Consider the following 16,775-nt stretch of genomic DNA (forward strand, 5'->3'; position numbering starts at 1 on the left):
AATTACGGATGGCGTCAATCGCAACCCACGACCTGACCCTGAGTTACCAGCGGCAGGTGATCATCGACAGCCTTGATCTGCAGTTACCTGCAGGCCAGGTGACCGTGCTGATCGGCAGTAACGGTTGCGGCAAAAGCACCTTGCTCAAATCCTTAGCGCGCCTGCTCAAACCCCAGCAGGGCACCGTGGTGCTCAACGGTGCCGATATCCATCAGAAGTCCACTGCGACCGTCGCGCGTGAACTGGCGATTCTGCCGCAGATGCCCAGCGCGCCGGAAGGCATCAGCGTGCGGCAACTGGTGGCGCTGGGGCGTTATCCGTATCAGAACTGGATGCAGCAATGGTCCGCCGAGGATGAAGCCATGGTTGCACGGGCTCTGGCGCAAACCGGCATGCAGGAACTGGCCGACAGACCCGTCGATGCGCTGTCAGGTGGTCAGCGTCAGCGCGCATGGATTGCCATGACCCTGGCGCAGGATACCGACATTGTATTGCTGGACGAACCGACGACCTTTCTCGATCTGGCTCATCAGATCGAAGTGCTGGACCTGTTGCGCGACCTGAATCGGCAAGAGGGCAAGACCATCGTGATGGTTCTGCATGACCTGAATCTGGCCTGCCGTTACGCCGATCATATGGTCGCTGTCCACGAACGCAGCGCCTTCGCCCAGGGGCGTCCGGCGGATATTCTCAGCGAGGCGCTGGTCAAGCAGGTCTTCGGCCTCAACTGCCGGATCATCGCCGATCCATTCTTTGGTACGCCGCTGTGCATCCCCTTTGGCCGGGAACTGCCGCAATGAGTCTGGCGCAGGCGTTCAGCGAGTCAGAATGGGCGTTGCTGTCCGAGGCGCTGCGGCTCAGGCCGGCAGGTGAGCACGATCCGCGCTCACTCCCGGCCCGCGCGCTGCTGGACGACGCAGTCTGCGAGCAACTGCTTGGCGAGCTGGGGCCGGTGATCGGTTCTCCGACCCAGGCAATCACGGCATCATTGCTGGCCAAGCGCTTTTCGTTCCTCAGCACCGGTGCCTGCCTGTACGCGATGTCGGTCTACGACAAGGGCCTGGCCCTGTCGCTGGACAACAGCGTGGTCGAATACGCGCACGATGACGGCCTTTGGACCTCTTCAATGCCTTTGCTCGATACAACGCCAGTGGGTTATGAGCCGGGCGCTCGCGAAGCATGGCGTGATCAGATCGCTACCACTTTGTTCCGCGACCTGCTTCAGCCGCTGTGGGAAACCTTCAACCGTGTCACTGGCATTTCCCGACGCATTTTGTGGGAAAACACCGCAGTACGTGTGTATTCGCTGTACGACAAACGCATGGACAAGGTTGAAGACCCGGCGATCCGGCAGCGCTGTGAAGCCGATTTCGACTGGCTGCTGCACCAGGCAGATCCCACGCTGTTCGGCCTGACCTACAACCCGCTCAAACACTTCCGCCGTCCGCCGGTTGTGCTGGAAGCCGAAGGCAAAAGCATCCGTTTTCGGCGCACCTGCTGCTTCTATTACGACGCCAGCAACCCCGTCGAGTATTGCTCGACCTGTCCGTTACTGAGGCCCAAAAAATGTCGATGAACAAGCAGATTGCACACCGCCAGCAACAACTCAGCGACGCCGTCATAGAGCAATACCGTGACATTGCCGCGTCAACCATTGGCCACCTGACCGACGTGGGTTATCTGCGCGGGATCAGACCGCTGTTCGAGGGTGCCAGACTGGTCGGCAACGTTGTGACGGTCAAACTGCAGCTGCCCGATGGCAGCATTTTGCGCGACGCACTGCTGAACAGCCTGCCAGGCGATGTACTGGTGATTGAATGTGTTGGCGACGAGCATTGCGCCTGCTGGGGCGAACTGCGCACCCTGGCCGGGCTCATCAAGGGGCTTGCCGGCGTCATCGTCTCTGGCGCGGTCACCGACGTTGCCGCCTTGCGCGAACATCGCCTGCCCGTGTTCAGCCGGGGAGTCAGCGCAATGACGACGCGCAGTCTTGGCGAAAGCGGCGAGCTCAATGGACTGATCCATATAGGCGGCGTGGAGGTGAAGCCAGGGGATATCGCAGTCGGGGATGATGACGGGGTATTTATCCTGAGTCCGCAACAGGCGAACGAACTGTTACCCGAGTTGCTGGACAAGGAGAGTGCGGACCGAAAAAGACGGGAGGAGTTTCTCGGCAGACTGAACGGGGAGAACACGGTCAGCACAACTCGACAGTGATAATGAAACCTGAAACAGCGCGTTTGATTTGATTCATGAATATAACCACTGTCGACTGATCAATAGTTATAACTTTTGGATCCCACAGTCACAATCGGACAATAGGCAGGCTGTTTTCGTATTAAGTTTGATTGCGCCGCTCAAGATTGCGGTTTTATGACCGATGCAGAGTGCAAACCCAAACTGTTCCGGATAGCCGCAATGTTCAATTCGCATTTGAAAAACACCAATAAGGCATTGGAGCGCCGCCTCGCCATGCTTGAGCAAGCAGGGCAAATCCTCAATCTGGAGACAGTCGCCGTCGTGCTGGATGGCACGGGCAAGGTACAGTCCGTCAACGCGTTGTTCGAGACGGAGATGAGTTACGCGCAAGCAGAACTGGTCGGACGCAATCTGTCTGAGCTGAGCCCGCCGGAACTGAGCGGTGACGTTCACCAGAAGCGCGCATTGACCGCAATTCGCGACGGCAAGCATTTCAGCGGCACGTTGCGCCTGGTCAGCAAGACCGGGTCGAGGGTGTGGCTGAGAACCATTGTCGTCCCGTACAAAAACGAAACTGGCGGCGTCGAGCAGATTACCCTGTACTCGAGTGTTCTGACGCGAACCATTGAAGCCTCACGCGAGAACGAGGCGCTGGTCAATGCATTGCAACGCTCCACCGCCGTTATCGATTTCACCCTCGATGGCATTGTCATCGGTGCCAATGACAACTTTCTGAAGGCGATGGGTTACGAACTGAATCAGATAAAGGGCAAACACCACAAGATTTTCTGCCTGCCTGAAGAATCCGCTTCTGACGCGTATACCCAATTCTGGGAAAGACTGCGCCGGGGTGAGTTTATCGTCGATCGTTTTCGTCGAATCGACAAAGGCGGTCGTGATGTATGGCTGGAGGCGTCTTATAACCCGATTACCGATGCCAACGGCAAACTCTATAAAATTGCCAAGTTCGCGACGGTCATCACTGAACAGGTCGAGCGCGAGAAAGCCGTCGCCGAAGCATCGGAAATGGCTTATCAAACATCTATCGATACTGACAGCAGCGCGCAGCAGGGCCGCAAAGTCATCAAGGACACGCTGCAGATGCTCGGCCAGTTGACCATTTCTATGGAAGAGGCCACACGAGGCATCGAAGCACTGGATTCGCAAAGTCAGGTGATTGGAACAATCATCAAAACCATCAGCGGCATTGCCGAACAAACCAACCTGCTCGCGCTGAACGCAGCGATCGAAGCCGCCAGGGCTGGCGAACAGGGCAGGGGCTTTGCCGTAGTCGCCGATGAGGTGCGCCAGCTGGCCTCCCGCACGACAAAAGCCGCAGAAGAAATCGTAAACGTCGTGAAGACCAACCAGAGCCTGGCTTCAGACGCGGTAGGCGTGATTGTGCGCAGCACCGAACAGGCGTCCGAGGCGCTGGTATTGGCCAACGACGCAGACCGTGTGATTCAGGAAATTCAGCACGGCGCGAACACGGTAGTGCGGGCCGTCAGCCGGTTTGTAGACCAGCGCTCCAGTTAAGTGTGAACAGTCGGGTCGACTCAGGGACGCCAAAAGCGCACTGCCCTGAGTCACTCGCTGAGCAGGCCAACGAACAGGAAAGAACGTTCATCGATAGTGGCAGGGACCTCTGTCTATAAAAGTTTTAAATGAGTGTGTTTTATTCAATCCATGAGCCAGCACTTGTGCGAGGCGCATACTACCAAAATCATCGAACTACGTTGATATCCGGCTAACGATGACCTGCTTATAGCCATTGCACCCGCCGTCCTTTCGAGCACTTTCACTATGCCTTTCCTGCGCAGCCCACAAATGGTTCGTAAGTACCTTTACACCTTGCTGTGGTTTTATGTGTTTTCTATTTTCCTCTTCGCAATCGCGTGGGAGTTCGAACTTGAATCCGTCGCCATGATCGCCATGGGCTTGCCCTATGACGAGGATTTCGAAAATGCCGAGCGTTGGCGTTTTGTACTGACCTCGACCGGCTTTGCAGTGTTGTCGATGGTCATACCGTTCATTCTTCTGAAACGCTTGATGCAACGACTGCACAGTAGCTACAACGACTTGCTCAAGTCACAGGCGCTCAGCGAATCTCTGGCCCGCCACGATCCTTTGTCCGGCTTGCTCAATCGGCGTGTGTTTCACGAGCAACTGGTTGCACGCTTGCAGCAGCCAGCGACACAAACTGCGGTTTTTTTGATCGACCTGGATAAATTCAAGCTCATCAACGATACCCACGGGCATGCGGCGGGAGACGCGGCTATCTGCGCCGTTGCCGAAAGCCTGCGCGACGCCACTGTCGGGTGGCAGGCTTCCGTGGCTCGACTGGGCGGCGATGAGTTTGGCCTGGCGGTCAGTGGTGACTTCAGTCACGCAGAACTGGCGCCGCTCGCTGAAAACATTCTGGCCAAAATCGCGGCATCCAGCGTTGGCCTGCCGCGTGTGGTCCTGAGTGCAACCCTCGGCATTGCCATTGCGCCAATGGATGGCTCAGACCCCGACCTCTTGCTGCAACGTGCGGACAGCGCCATGTACCGCGGTAAGACCGGTGGCCGAGCCAGGTTCCATTTCTATGAAGTCAGCTTCGAGCGCGAGCAGCGCCTGCAGGAACAGTTCGCGCGTGAGCTCACCCTGGCTATCGAAGAGAAGGATATTCAACCGTTCTATCAGCCTATCGTCAGCCTTCCCGAACAACGCCTGGCGGGGTTCGAACTGCTGGCGCGATGGCTGCATCCCGAGCGTGGGATCATCCTGCCGCTTGACTTCATACCCGTCGCCGAACAATTGGGGCTGATCAAACCACTCACCGCGACTCTTTTGCTTCAAGCCTTCGATCAGGCACGCGATTGGCCAAGCGACTTCACGCTGGCAATCAATGTCACCTCACTGATGATCGAAAGTCCCGACTTTCCGGACTGGCTGGAACAGCTGGCCAGCGAAGGAAGATTCCCGCTGAATCGGCTGGAAGTGGAAGTGACGGAAAATGCCCTGGTCGCCAATGTCGACAGTGCCCGCCTGAACCTGGAGCGTCTGCGCGCGATGGGCGTGAGCGTCGCTCTGGACGATTTCGGTACCGGCTATTCGGGGCTTTATCACCTGACCAGGCTTGCCATCGATAAGATCAAGATCGACAGATCGTTCTTCGACACGACGCTTGAGAACCAGAACGAGATGGTCAAGGCCATCCTCGCTCTGGGTAAAAGCCTGCGCATGAAAATCACCGCCGAGGGCGTTGAGCACGAACGGCTCGCAGACTGGCTGGCCACCCATGAGTGCGACTTTGCCCAAGGCTACCTGTTCGGACGACCGTTGCCGTTGGCCCAGGTGAAAGAGCTGCTGGCAATGAGTGTTTCCGAAGGGCCGGTCAGGGCGTTGGCGGTTCCTGGAAAATAAGGTTCATGCGCTTCAAGTCAGGCGCTCTCGAACTTCAATGCGGAACTTTGGATTCACCAGAGGCGATGAGAGATTCTCTAGTACCTGGCGCTCAATAAAACTTGCGGCTTTCTGCCAGTGCAGCGAGTTGCGGCGCCCTCGTGAAGCTGTGATCGGGATTGGCGCTGATAGCGTCTACGTGAGTGCCTGATGCGGATAAGGTGCCTGATTCAGATATAAGCATTCCTTATTGTCGATGACTCATGGACTATATGCCCATTTGGCTGCCTCTCTGAGGCAAGCGCTCGCATCTGCAGGAGCCCGTGAATGAACATCAAGATTGAGGCGCTGATCGCCCGGAAGATCGGTTTCGCCTCCCACCAGAACGCCGTACCGCTGGTACGTGAATTGAGTATCTGGAACCAGGAAGAAAGCGGTTTTGAAAACCTGACCCTGACTTTAAGCACCGATCCGGATTTCGTAGAGAGCCGCACTTGGCGTATAGACCGCATTCATGCAGGTGATCGCCTCAACATTTCCGAGCGTGATATCAAGCTTAACGCAGGTTATTTGTCCGGGCTGACTGAAAGCCTTAGCGCTGACGTGGTGATGCGCTTGTCCCAGGGCGACAATGTACTCGTCGAGCAGCGCTTCCCGACAGAACTGCTGGCGCGCACAGAATGGGGCGGCTTGAGCGCCATGCCGGAGCTGCTTGCGGCTTTCTGCATGCCCAATGATCCCGCAGTAGATCGGGTACTCAAAGCGGCCTCACAGGTTTTGCGGCGCGCAGGCAAGAAAGATGGCATCGACGGCTATGAAAGCAAGTCGCGCACGCGAACCTGGGAGCTTGCCTCTGCCATTTGGTCCGGAGTGTGCAGCTTTCAGTTGAGCTATGCATTGCCCCCGGCCAGTTTTGAACAAGAGGGGCAAAAGGTCCGGCCTCCGAGTGTGGTTCTGGAAAACGGCGTGGCGACCTGCCTGGACACTGCATTGCTGTTTGCCGCGGCTTTGGAGCAGGCGGGCTTGAACGCTCTGCTGATCATGACCAAGGGGCACGCATTCGCAGGCGTCTGGTTGCAGCCTCAAGAGTTTTCCCAATTGTTGACCGATGAGGCGTCGGCAGTACGCAAACGCCTGGATCTGAAGGAAATGGTGGTATTCGAAACCACCCTTTCTACACAGACACCTGTGCCGGGCTTCTCCCAGGCCATTGCAGCCGCCGAGCGGCAACTCGATGATGAGCAGTTCATCATGGCCATCGATTTGCACCGTGCCCGGATGCAGAAGATTCGTCCGATGGCGCTCGTCTCAGTAACCGAGGGATCGGATGAGACAGCCGATGCTCCACCCACTATTGAAGGGCTGGAGGAGGCTCCGGCACTTCCGGGGTTCGATGTCGAAATTAACACGGATAGTGAAGGTCCAGCGGGCAAGCTGACGCTGTGGCAACGCAAGCTGCTGGATCTGACGACCCGCAACCGCCTCCTGCATCTCCCGGACAGCGCAAAAGGCGTACGCCTGTTGTGCCCTGATCCGGCAGCGCTTGAAGACCTTCTCTCCAGTGGCCAGCGAATTCGCGTGTTGCCGGTGCCTGACCTGAAAAGCAGTGGCCGGGATGTGGCCCTGTACGAGCAGCAGAATAATGAGAACCTGGTCGACGAAGTTGCTCGTCAGGCGCTTGCTCGTGGTGAAGTGCTCGCCACTCTGGAAAAGGTAAAACTTGAAGCAACCCTGATTGATCTGTTCCGCAAGGCGCGTAGCGATCTGGAAGAGGGCGGTGCAAACACACTGTTTCTGGCCATCGGCTTTCTCAAATGGAAGAAGAGTGCAGACGACCCTAAAACCTATTCCGCGCCCCTGATTTTGCTGCCAGTAAAACTTGAACGCAAAAGTGCCTTGTCCGGGGTGACGCTCAGTCTTCTTGATGAAGAACCGCGTTTCAACCTGACGCTGCTTGAATTGCTGCGCCATGACTTCGAGTTGGTAATTCCTGGACTGGACGGCGAACTACCCAGTGATGAAAGTGGCATTGATGTGACGGGTATCTGGAACCTGGTGCGGCGAGCAGTGCGTGACGTGCCAGGTTTCGAGGTGAGTACCGAACTTGTGTTGGGCACCTTCTCATTTGCCAAATACCTGATGTGGAAAGACCTGAATGCCAACGCAGCACAGCTGCTGCAAAGCCCTTTGGTCAAGCATTTGCTTGACCCCTCTGAGGGAGATGAGGGCTTCTCCGGTTCAGACGAGTTTCCCAGACCAGAGCATCTGGACTCGTCAGTAACGCCCGCCATGCTTTTCGCTCCGTTGCCGGCCGACTCTTCACAGTTATCTGCCGTGGTGGCATCTGCCGGTACTCATAGCTTCGTCATGGATGGGCCTCCGGGAACCGGTAAGTCGCAAACCATTGCCAACATGATTGCCCACAATCTGGCCTTGGGCCGTCGCGTACTATTCGTGGCAGAGAAGCGCGCGGCATTGGACGTGGTTTACCGTCGCCTGGCAGAACAGGGGCTGGGCGAGTTTTGCCTGGAGCTGCATTCAAGCAAGGCCTCTAAAGTTGAAGTACTCAAACAACTGGACCGCGCCTGGGATGTCAGCGATGCGTTGAGCCCGGAGGAGTGGGAACGTGAAGCCACTCGTTTGCAGACGCTGCGCTCGCGACTCAACGAACTGGTCGAGGTACTGCACCGACGCTGGAGCAACGGGCTCTCCCTGCATCAGGCGATTGGTCGTGTGGTTCGTGATCATGGCCCTCAAACACCCAGGCTGACCTGGCCATCAGACACGCAACATGATGCAGCCCAGTACAGCCAGTTGCTGGACCTTTCGCGTCGGTTAGGCTTGAACGGTGATGCCGCACGTAATCTGTCAGGCAAATTCGGCGCTCTGGCGCAGACCCAGTGGTCGAACGCCTGGCAGGCACACATTGCGAATGCCGCACGTGAGTTGCCGCAGGCCCTTGACGCGCTGAATGCCGCGAGTGAAAGTCTTCTTGGCCTTACGCACCTTGACTTGCCTGTAGCTGAAGTGGCGCAGGTTCAGCACCTTGACGAACTGACGACTCTGGTCGTGGAGTCCTATGGCCTGAACCTCTCGTTCGCTTTTGCACCCGATGCTGTAGCGCGTATCGAAGCAGCCCGGCGCGCGTGCCGGTTAATCGAAAGCTATCGAGAGCTTGAAGAAGGTCTTTCGCTGGATTATGCAGACGAAGCCTGCCGTCGCGTTCCCGTTGAGGCGATGCGCAGCGAATGGCGAGATGCCGAAGGAAAGTTCTGGTTCCTGGCGACTATCGCCAAGAAAAAGGTCGCGAAGAAACTGGCCTCTTCAGGCGGCGCAGCAGGCCTGCCGGACACACTTGGCGACCTGGCAATTTTCGAGCGCCTGTACGCGCAACTGAACGAACTGGACACATTGGCCGGCAGCCTGCAATCGATCCCGGGCTGGCAGGGCCTGACCAGTGACGTGTCACAGATATTTCGTGCAGCCTCAATGGCTGAAAACCTGCGCGGGCTGATGAGCGGTCTGGCCCAATCACCGGACCACCTCATTTCATTGCGCAGCGCCGTCGCGCGTCTGGTCGTTGAGGCAAATGAAATGTTGGCGCCGGGCGGGCAAATCGGCGTAGCGCTATCGGCTTTGCAACAGGCTTTGTCTCGCTATGAAGACGCCGCTCGACTGTTTGCCGAATTATCTGCAGCCGGTACAGACACACAACCAGGCGTTGGCGCGTTGCGGGCTACTTCACTCTCGATCCAGCAACACGAGGAGCAACTCAAGGCATGGTGCGATTGGTGCCGGGTTCGCGAGCAGGCGGGTGAGGCTGGTTTGGCAAGTCTGGCCCGTGCGCTCGAGGCAGGGAGTCTGTCACCTGCAGCAAGCGAAGAAACCTTCGTCACGGCCTATGCTCATTGGTTCGCTACGCAGGGTATAGACGGCGAACCTCTGTTGCGGAATTTCGTGGCTGCCGAGCACATGAGCGACATTGCGGCGTTCGCTCGTCTGGACGACGAAATGGCCAAACTGACGGTGCGTTACATCCGGGCCAGACTGTGTGGTTTGATCCCCTCCAAAAATGACATACCCAAAAGCAGCGGCTTTGCCATTCTCAAACATGAATTGCAGAAGTCCCGCCGGCACAAACCTGTCAGGCAACTGGCTGTCGAGATGGGCGACGCGCTGAATCGCCTGGCCCCTTGCATGCTGATGAGCCCGCTGTCGATTGCGCAATTCCTGCCCGCCGATCAACCGCCCTTCGATCTGGTCATTTTCGACGAGGCTTCGCAGATTGCTCCATGGGACGCAATCGGTTCGATAGCTCGCGGCAGGCAAGTCGTTATCGCAGGCGACCCGCGTCAAATGCCGCCGACGAACTTCTTCAACCGTGGCCCGAATGCCAGCGACGACGATACCGCGGAAGACATGGAAAGCATTCTGGACGAATGCCTGGGAGCAGGGGTGCCAAGCCACAGTCTGAGCTGGCACTACCGGAGTCGCCACGAAAGCCTGATTGCCTTCTCCAATCATCGTTACTACGACAGCAATCTCATCACCTTCCCGGCCGCAGAGACCCGTGCAAGTGCTGTGGAGTGGCGCCGTGTTGACGGTGTTTATGCAAAAGGCAAAGGGCGCTACAACCAGGCTGAAGCCGAAGCCATCGTCAGCGAGACAGTCAAGCGCCTTACCGATCCTGCGTTCGTGGCTGCTGGCCATTCGATCGGTATTATCACGCTCAACTCTGATCAGCAAAAACTGATCAATGATCTGCTGGACAACGCCCGCAAGCAGTACCCGCAGATCGAGCCTTTTTTCCAGGACACACAGACCGAGCCGGTTGTCGTGAAGAATCTGGAAACAGTCCAGGGTGATGAGCGCGATCTGATCATGCTCGGGATAGGCTATGGCCCGACCGAGCCGGGTGCGCAGGTCATGTCCATGAACTTCGGCCCCCTCAACAAGGACGGTGGCTGGCGCAGGCTTAACGTGGCGATCACACGGTCTCGCCGGGAAATGCTGGTGTTCTCATCCTTTGATCCGTCGATGATCGACCTGAACCGCACCAACGCCCGTGCAGTCCGGGATCTGAAGCATTTCATAGAATTCGCCCAGCGCGGACCAAAAGCCCTGGCCGAGGCGGTACAGGGCTCGGTCGGTGGTTATGACTCGCCGTTCGAGGAAGCAGTCGCTCAAGGGCTACGGCGCCTTGGTTGGCAAGTGGTGCCGCAGATTGGTGTGTCGCGTTTCCGCATTGACCTGGGAATCGTTCACCCTGACCGCCCGGGTGACTATCTGGCGGGTGTCGAATGCGATGGCGCTACCTATCACAGCGCTGCCACTGCCCGGGATCGGGACAAGGTCCGCGGCGCAATTCTCAGTGGCCTCGGCTGGAACCTGGTGCGGCTATGGTCCACGGAATGGTGGGTAGACAAGGAAGGTGCATTGCAGAGGCTGAACGCAGCGTTGAATGATCTTTTGGCGCAGTCCCGGGAGAAGACAGCAGACCCACTAAACGAACAGCCAACGCCCCGCTGACGGGGCGCTAAAGCGCCCGCCGAAGCGTGATCCGGGTCAATTCCGAAGGTTTGCCAAGACGAATGGCAAACCCCGGCCAGAGTGCAGTGCCGTTGTTGACGTACAGTTGCATTCCGCCCACATCATAAAGCCCGGATACGAATCCGCCGTTGGCCAGGGCCAGCAGCCAGTGAAGGCCAAAGATCATGCCGCCATGGGTATGTCCGGAGAGTTGCAGCGCTATGCCGTGGGTCGCTGTTTCCTCGGCGTTTCTGGGTTGATGGTCGAGCAGGATGATCGGTGTGTCTTTCGCGATGCCTGCTATGGCTTTCTGCAGATCTGGCGCAGGGAAACCGGTTTTCGGCGCCGTGACGTCGGTGACGCCGGCCAGAGCGATGCGTGCACCGTCGCGCTCGATCATCGTGTGGCTGTTGGCCAGAGGGATCATGCCCAGTGAGACGAAGTGCTGCATCCACGCCTGGTTATCGAAAAAGTACTCATGGTTGCCGGGGATGACGTACACGCCATCCGGCGCGCGCAAATCGCGCAGGGCCTCGATATCCTGTTTCCGGTTGCTTAGCGATCCATCAATCAGATCGCCGGTGATGACGATCAGATTCACCCCCAGCGCATTTGACTGCTGTACCACCGCCTGTGTCCACGGCGCGTCGAACAGACGGCTGATGTGCATGTCTGTCAGTTGCAATACCTTGTAGCCTTCGAATTGCGGAGGCAGGTTTTTAATCGCGATCTGGATGTCTTTCACCGGCGGCACGCGCACGGCCTGCTGGACGCCGATTGCCGCCAGCACCAGGGCCGCCATACCGATGAAGTAACGCAGATTGGCCGGAATGCTCAGCGTCTGCCGGCGCACCAGCATCGTCAGCAATGTGCCGATGTCGACGATGATTTGCAGCACCGCAAGCAACAGGATCGCGCCGAACGCCCAGTTGAACAGCATCACGATGTAGCGTGGAAATTCCGGCGAGAACACGCTGCCGGAGGAAAATCGGCAATACAGGTGGTATTGCGAGGCAAGGACAAGCAGCACCGCAACGGCGATTTTCGCCGATAACGCCCAGGGCATCGGCCATAGGAATCGGGCGATGACGTACAGGCAGGGCAGGCTGAACATGACATGAAACATTAACGTGCTCCGTTGGCGATATCGATGAAGTGAATAACTGCGTCAACGGCACGGGCAGTAATAAGGTCGATCTGGCCCTGCTGAACGACTTCCGTTGCAGGGTATTGTGGAGCAGGGATGCTGAAGGTCATGGTGCCGAGGCGGAATGCCGATACGGGCAGACCTTGCTGCCAAGTTTCTTGCAACGCGCGCCGATTGTCGAGCTGGCGTGCCTTTGCCGGCACTGCACGGCTCGAAACCGGTCTGAAACCGTCGCTTGATTGCAGCTGTCAGGCGGCGCTCGACGGCCTATCCCTGCCGCGCGCCATCTCTCGAAACAGCCGAGGCGACATACCGAATGTCGATTTGAAGTGCCTGCTGAAATGCGAACTGCTGCCATAGCCCCAGGCATAGGCGATATCGGTCAGTGAACGATGGGCATGCTCATTGCTGCGCAGTTCTTCGGCGCAACGCGACAGGCGTCGTTGCCAGATATATTCACTGACCGTACAACCCTGTTCCACCTGGAATGTCCTGTGCAGGCTGCGCACCGAACACTGTTCGACGCTGGCGATGCGCTCCACAGTCAGGTCCCGGTCGGCAAGGTGACGTTCAATATAAGCTTTGAGGCGATTCTGTTTGAACAGACGGAAGTCATGGGTGAGTTGCTTTTCTTCGTCTTTGTTTTTAAACGCATTATCCAGTACCCCGACGATGCTATCGCCGATCAGGCGTGCCGAATGGCTGTTGAGCAAGGGATACTGGCCATACGCATCATTGATCAAGTGGCTCAGGATTCTCCCCAGGCCAGTGCGTCCGTTAAGGTGCACGTCTACGTTGTCCGCAAGCCGATCATCTGTGCCCTCAAGCAGCAGAATGAAATGCTCGCAGCCTTGCATGCTGGTGACGCTGAAGGGTTTGCCACAATCGACCAGGAGCATGTCGTCAGGCGCCAGCACGCTGTGCTGCAGACCTTGCTCTACATGGCTGACGCCCGCAGTCTGCAATATCAGCATCCGCGGAGTGTCGAGCGCGTTGACCGCGTTGCTCAGGTGACGCGAATAGCGGTGGGCGCTGGCAGTCATCCGGCAGAAACGCAGCGGCCCGAGGTCGCCGTACTCCAGTCGTCCCTGAAAGTCGCGGTCGTTGAGGGGTTCGATGAAGGTCGACTCCAGGCGCCTTATATAATCCGGCGTACGCCCAAGGTGTTCACTCATGAACTCCTTCCACTTCATCAGGCGTTCGGAACACACCAGCTGTTCGGTGGATGCACAGGCCAGATTGTTCATAGGCTGCCTCTCTTCTTGTTGTAGTTTCAGTTGAACGAGCAACGGTCGTTGCCCGCCCACTCATCAATGGGCCCGGTTCAGAACGGATAGTGATGGCTGCCTGCTTTCCAGGTGACCCAATGGGCCCGCGTGAACTCATCCACTGCGTATTGACCATTGAATCTGCCGAGGCCGGAATTCTTTTCCCCTCCGAAGGGCGCATTGGGCTGGTCATCGATCGTGATGTCGTTGATATGTGTCATGCCAGCAATCAGTGCGTCGCTGGAAGGGGCCGCCCCCGAGCAACTGGAAACCGAAGTCGCGCGCAAGCTCGAAGACAAGCTGACCTCGCTGCGCCTGCTCAAGCATGTCACCACACAAATTACCGAAGGCAGTGTCCTCATCAATGTGATCTTCGACATCGACAAGGATGGCAACGAAGCCCTCAACGAAGTACGCAATGCGGTGGACAGCGCTGCGGCTGAATTGCCAGCCAACCTCGATACGCCATCGGTAACCCGCCTGACCACCAATACCACGGCGTTGCTGACCTATGTGGTCGATGCGCCACGTATGGACGAAGAAGCGCTGTCATGGTTTGTCGACAACGAGCTGAGTAAACAACTGCTGACCGTGCGTGGTGTCGCAAAGATCAGCCGGGTGGGCGGCGTGGACCGCGAAGTCCAGGTTGACCTTGATCCGGCGCTGATGGCCGGTCTGGGTCTGAGTGTGACGGACATTGCAGATCGTTTGCGTGCGATGCAGAAAGACAATTCCGGCGGCCAAGGCGATCTGGGCAGCGGTCAACAGGCGCTGCGTGTCCTCGGCGGTATTGACGACCCCGCGGCGCTGGGCGCTATCCGCATTCCCGTCAGCGATGGACGGATGCTCGCTGTGCAGCAGTTGGCCACCGTGCGCGACACCCATGCCGAGCGCACCACCCTGGCGTATCGCGATGGCAAACCGGTGATTGGCTTTCAGGTCATCCGCTCCCTGGGCTTTTCCGACGTCGGCGTGACCAGGGATTTGCGCCAGGCAGTCAGTGAGTTCGCCAGGCAGCACCCTGATGTGCGTATTGAAGAGGCGAGTAATGCCGTCGAGCCGGTGATGGAAAACTATCGCGGCTCCATGGCGCTGCTCTACGAAGGGATGTTACTGGCGGTGCTGGTGGTCTGGTGGTTCCTGCGTGACTGGCGGGCGACCTTGATCGTGGCCACGGCACTGCCTTTGTCGATCATCCCGACCTTCGGCGTGATGTATTTTGCCGGTTTTAGCCTCAATACCGTTTCGCTGCTGGCGCTGGCGCTGGTAATCGGCATTCTGGTCGACGATGCCATTGTTGAGGTCGAAAACATTGCGCGACACCTGCGCATGGGCAAAACCCCGAGGCAGGCGGCAATCGAAGCGTCCGACGAGATCGGCCTTGCGGTATTGGCAACCACCGTGACCCTGGTCGCAGTATTCCTGCCGACCGCTTTCATGGGCGGGATTTCCGGCAAACTGTTTCGCCAGTTCGGTGTGACCGCCAGCGCTGCGTTGATATTTTCGTTACTGGTCGCCCGTCTTCTGACGCCGATGATGGCTGCGCACTTTCTCAAGGCTCGCTCGCATGGCGAACACGACGGCGGTTTGATGAGGCGTTACCTGGGCTGGATTCATACCAGCCTGAGCCACCGCAAAACCACCATGGCCATTGTGGGCGCTTTATTCATCGGCTCGCTGGCGCTTATACCCTTGCTGCCGACCAGCTTTCTGCCTGCCCAGGATATTGCCAGCAGCACCGTCAGCCTGGAATTGCCACCTGGCAGCAGTCTGGCGCAGACCGGCGAGATTGCCTTGCAGGCTGAGAAGCGTTTGCGTGCGATCCCTGAAGTGGCCCACGTGTTCATTTCGGCGGGCAGCGGCGATGCCGGCAGTGCAGGCAATCGCAACGCGATACTGACCGTCGATCTGCTGCCGCGTGACCAACGCGCCCTGAAACAATCCCAGGTGGAAGCGAGCATGCGTGAAAGTCTGCGCAGTTTGCCTGGTGTGCGGGTGACGGTCGGTGGTGACGCCAGCGGCGAACGGCTGGACATCGTCCTTGCCAGCGATGATGGCGATTTACTGGAGCGTACCGCCGCCGCGCTTGAACCGCAGTTGCGCCAGATAAAAGGCATCGGCAACGTCACCTCAAGTGCGGCGGTGCAACGACCGGAAATCCAGATGCGCCCGGATGTTGTCCGCGCGGCAGAGCAGGGTGTCAGCAGCCAGGACATCGCCGACACCCTGCGCATGGCCACCTATGGCGAATACAGCTCGTCCCTGGGCAAGATCAATCTGTCCCAGCGCCAGGTCAATGTGCGGGTGCGCATGCAGCCGCAAGTACGTACCGACCTGCAGAGCCTCGCTCAGTTGCGGGTCACCGGGCGTGATGGCCAGATCGCGCTGGCGTCGCTGGGAGAACTCAGCATGGGCAGCGGCCCCGCGCAGATTGATCGTATCGATCGCTTGCGCAATATCACCCTGTCCATCGAACTCAATGGCAGCAATCTGGGCGAAGTGATGGAACAGGCCAGGCAAACGCCGGTCATGCAGAACCTGCCAGCGCAAGTGAAACTGGTGGAGCAGGGCGAGTTGCAGTTGATGAGCGAGTTGTTTGGCAACTTCAGTCTGGCGATGGCCGTTGGCGTATTCTGCATCTACGCGGTGCTAGTGTTGCTGTTCCATGACTTCATGCAGCCGCTGACCATCCTCTCGGCGCTCCCGCTATCGCTTGGCGGCGCACTGTTGGCACTGTTGATCGGCGGAATGAGCTTTTCCATGGCGTCGGTCATCGGTTTGCTGATGCTGATGGGGATCGTGACCAAGAACTCGATCCTGCTGGTGGAGTACGCAATCATGGCTCGCCGTGCGCCGACCGTAAGCCGCTACGAAGCGTTGATCGACGCATGCCACAAACGCGCCCGACCGATCCTGATGACCACCATTGCGATGGGGGCAGGCATGTTGCCGACCGCACTGGGATGGGGTGGCGAGTCTGGCTTCCGCCAGCCGATGGCGGTGGTCGTCATCGGCGGACTATTGGCCTCGACCGTACTGAGCCTGTTGGTAGTGCCCGTTATCTTTACTTATGTCGATGATGGTCATGAGAGGCTTAAAAGTTTGTTCCGCAGGCCTTGATAAAACAGTGTAATCCGCCATTGAGGCAGGCGCCCTGACAGGGATAAGCACCAGAGAGAATACTTCGCATTTCGATATGTTTCCTCTCTGGACTCTACTGAACGCACCCAGCACATCAGTGCCCG

9 protein-coding genes and 3 pseudogenes are annotated in these 16,775 nt (G+C 57.9%); 8 read left to right on the forward strand and 4 right to left on the reverse strand.

Going from position 1 to position 16,775, the window contains the following annotated elements:
- Positions 1–8 precede the first annotated feature (8 nt).
- From GE543_RS01075 to GE543_RS01100, 7 genes and pseudogenes are all read left to right on the forward strand, one after another.
- Positions 9–800 carry an ABC transporter ATP-binding protein gene (locus GE543_RS01075; protein WP_003372869.1) on the forward strand — a complete coding sequence of 264 codons (792 nt, stop codon included), beginning with the start codon at positions 9–11 and terminating at the stop codon, positions 798–800.
- Positions 797–1,576, forward strand: a complete 780-nt coding sequence (locus tag GE543_RS01080) for an IucA/IucC family C-terminal-domain containing protein (protein WP_153220251.1) — start codon at positions 797–799, stop codon at positions 1,574–1,576. The genes GE543_RS01075 and GE543_RS01080 overlap by 4 nt, the downstream gene beginning before the upstream one ends.
- On the forward strand, positions 1,567–2,217 hold the full coding sequence (locus tag GE543_RS01085) for an RraA family protein (RefSeq protein WP_178118523.1): 651 nt from the start codon (positions 1,567–1,569) through the stop codon (positions 2,215–2,217). The genes GE543_RS01080 and GE543_RS01085 overlap by 10 nt, the downstream gene beginning before the upstream one ends.
- A 255-nt stretch (positions 2,218–2,472) precedes the next feature.
- Positions 2,473–3,195: pseudogene (locus GE543_RS27685) on the forward strand (PAS domain-containing protein); the annotation flags it as partial.
- A gap of 111 nt (positions 3,196–3,306) precedes the next feature.
- Positions 3,307–3,735 (forward strand): annotated as a pseudogene (locus GE543_RS27690) (methyl-accepting chemotaxis protein); the annotation flags it as partial.
- A gap of 387 nt (positions 3,736–4,122) precedes the next feature.
- Positions 4,123–5,607, forward strand: a complete 1,485-nt coding sequence (locus GE543_RS01095; protein WP_178118534.1) for a bifunctional diguanylate cyclase/phosphodiesterase — start codon at positions 4,123–4,125, stop codon at positions 5,605–5,607.
- 306 nt (positions 5,608–5,913) lie between these two features.
- The gene (locus tag GE543_RS01100; RefSeq protein WP_153220255.1) at positions 5,914–11,115 is read left to right on the forward strand and encodes a DUF4011 domain-containing protein; all 5,202 of its coding nucleotides are present in this window, start codon (positions 5,914–5,916) and stop codon (positions 11,113–11,115) included.
- A gap of 7 nt (positions 11,116–11,122) precedes the next feature.
- Here the strand turns inward: GE543_RS01100 and GE543_RS01105 are convergent, their stop codons facing one another.
- The 4 genes and pseudogenes from GE543_RS01105 to GE543_RS01120 all read right to left on the reverse strand — a co-directional run.
- Positions 11,123–12,241 (reverse strand): metallophosphoesterase, encoded by a 1,119-nt coding sequence (locus GE543_RS01105; RefSeq protein WP_153220257.1) that lies wholly within the window; start codon positions 12,239–12,241, stop codon positions 11,123–11,125.
- The gene (locus GE543_RS01110; RefSeq protein WP_046270179.1) at positions 12,241–12,465 is read right to left on the reverse strand and encodes a hypothetical protein; all 225 of its coding nucleotides are present in this window, start codon (positions 12,463–12,465) and stop codon (positions 12,241–12,243) included. Before GE543_RS01110 ends, GE543_RS01105 begins: the two co-directional genes overlap by 1 nt.
- Before the next feature lie 45 nt (positions 12,466–12,510).
- Complete coding sequence (locus tag GE543_RS01115; protein WP_153220261.1) at positions 12,511–13,509, reverse strand: helix-turn-helix domain-containing protein; 999 nt, start codon at positions 13,507–13,509, stop codon at positions 12,511–12,513.
- Between the two features lie 77 nt (positions 13,510–13,586).
- Positions 13,587–13,853, reverse strand: a pseudogene (locus tag GE543_RS01120) (aldehyde dehydrogenase family protein); the annotation flags it as partial.
- On the opposite strand from GE543_RS01120, the gene GE543_RS01125 reads away from it, so the two are divergent.
- Positions 13,750–16,650 carry an efflux RND transporter permease subunit gene (locus GE543_RS01125; protein WP_256664639.1) on the forward strand — a complete coding sequence of 967 codons (2,901 nt, stop codon included), beginning with the start codon at positions 13,750–13,752 and terminating at the stop codon, positions 16,648–16,650. The pseudogene GE543_RS01120 and the gene GE543_RS01125 sit on opposite strands and share 104 nt — an antisense overlap.
- The last annotated feature ends 125 nt before the right edge of the window (positions 16,651–16,775 follow it).

Source organism: Pseudomonas sp. SZ57, assembly GCF_009495975.1.
In the GTDB taxonomy this organism is placed as follows: domain Bacteria; phylum Pseudomonadota; class Gammaproteobacteria; order Pseudomonadales; family Pseudomonadaceae; genus Aquipseudomonas; species Aquipseudomonas syringae.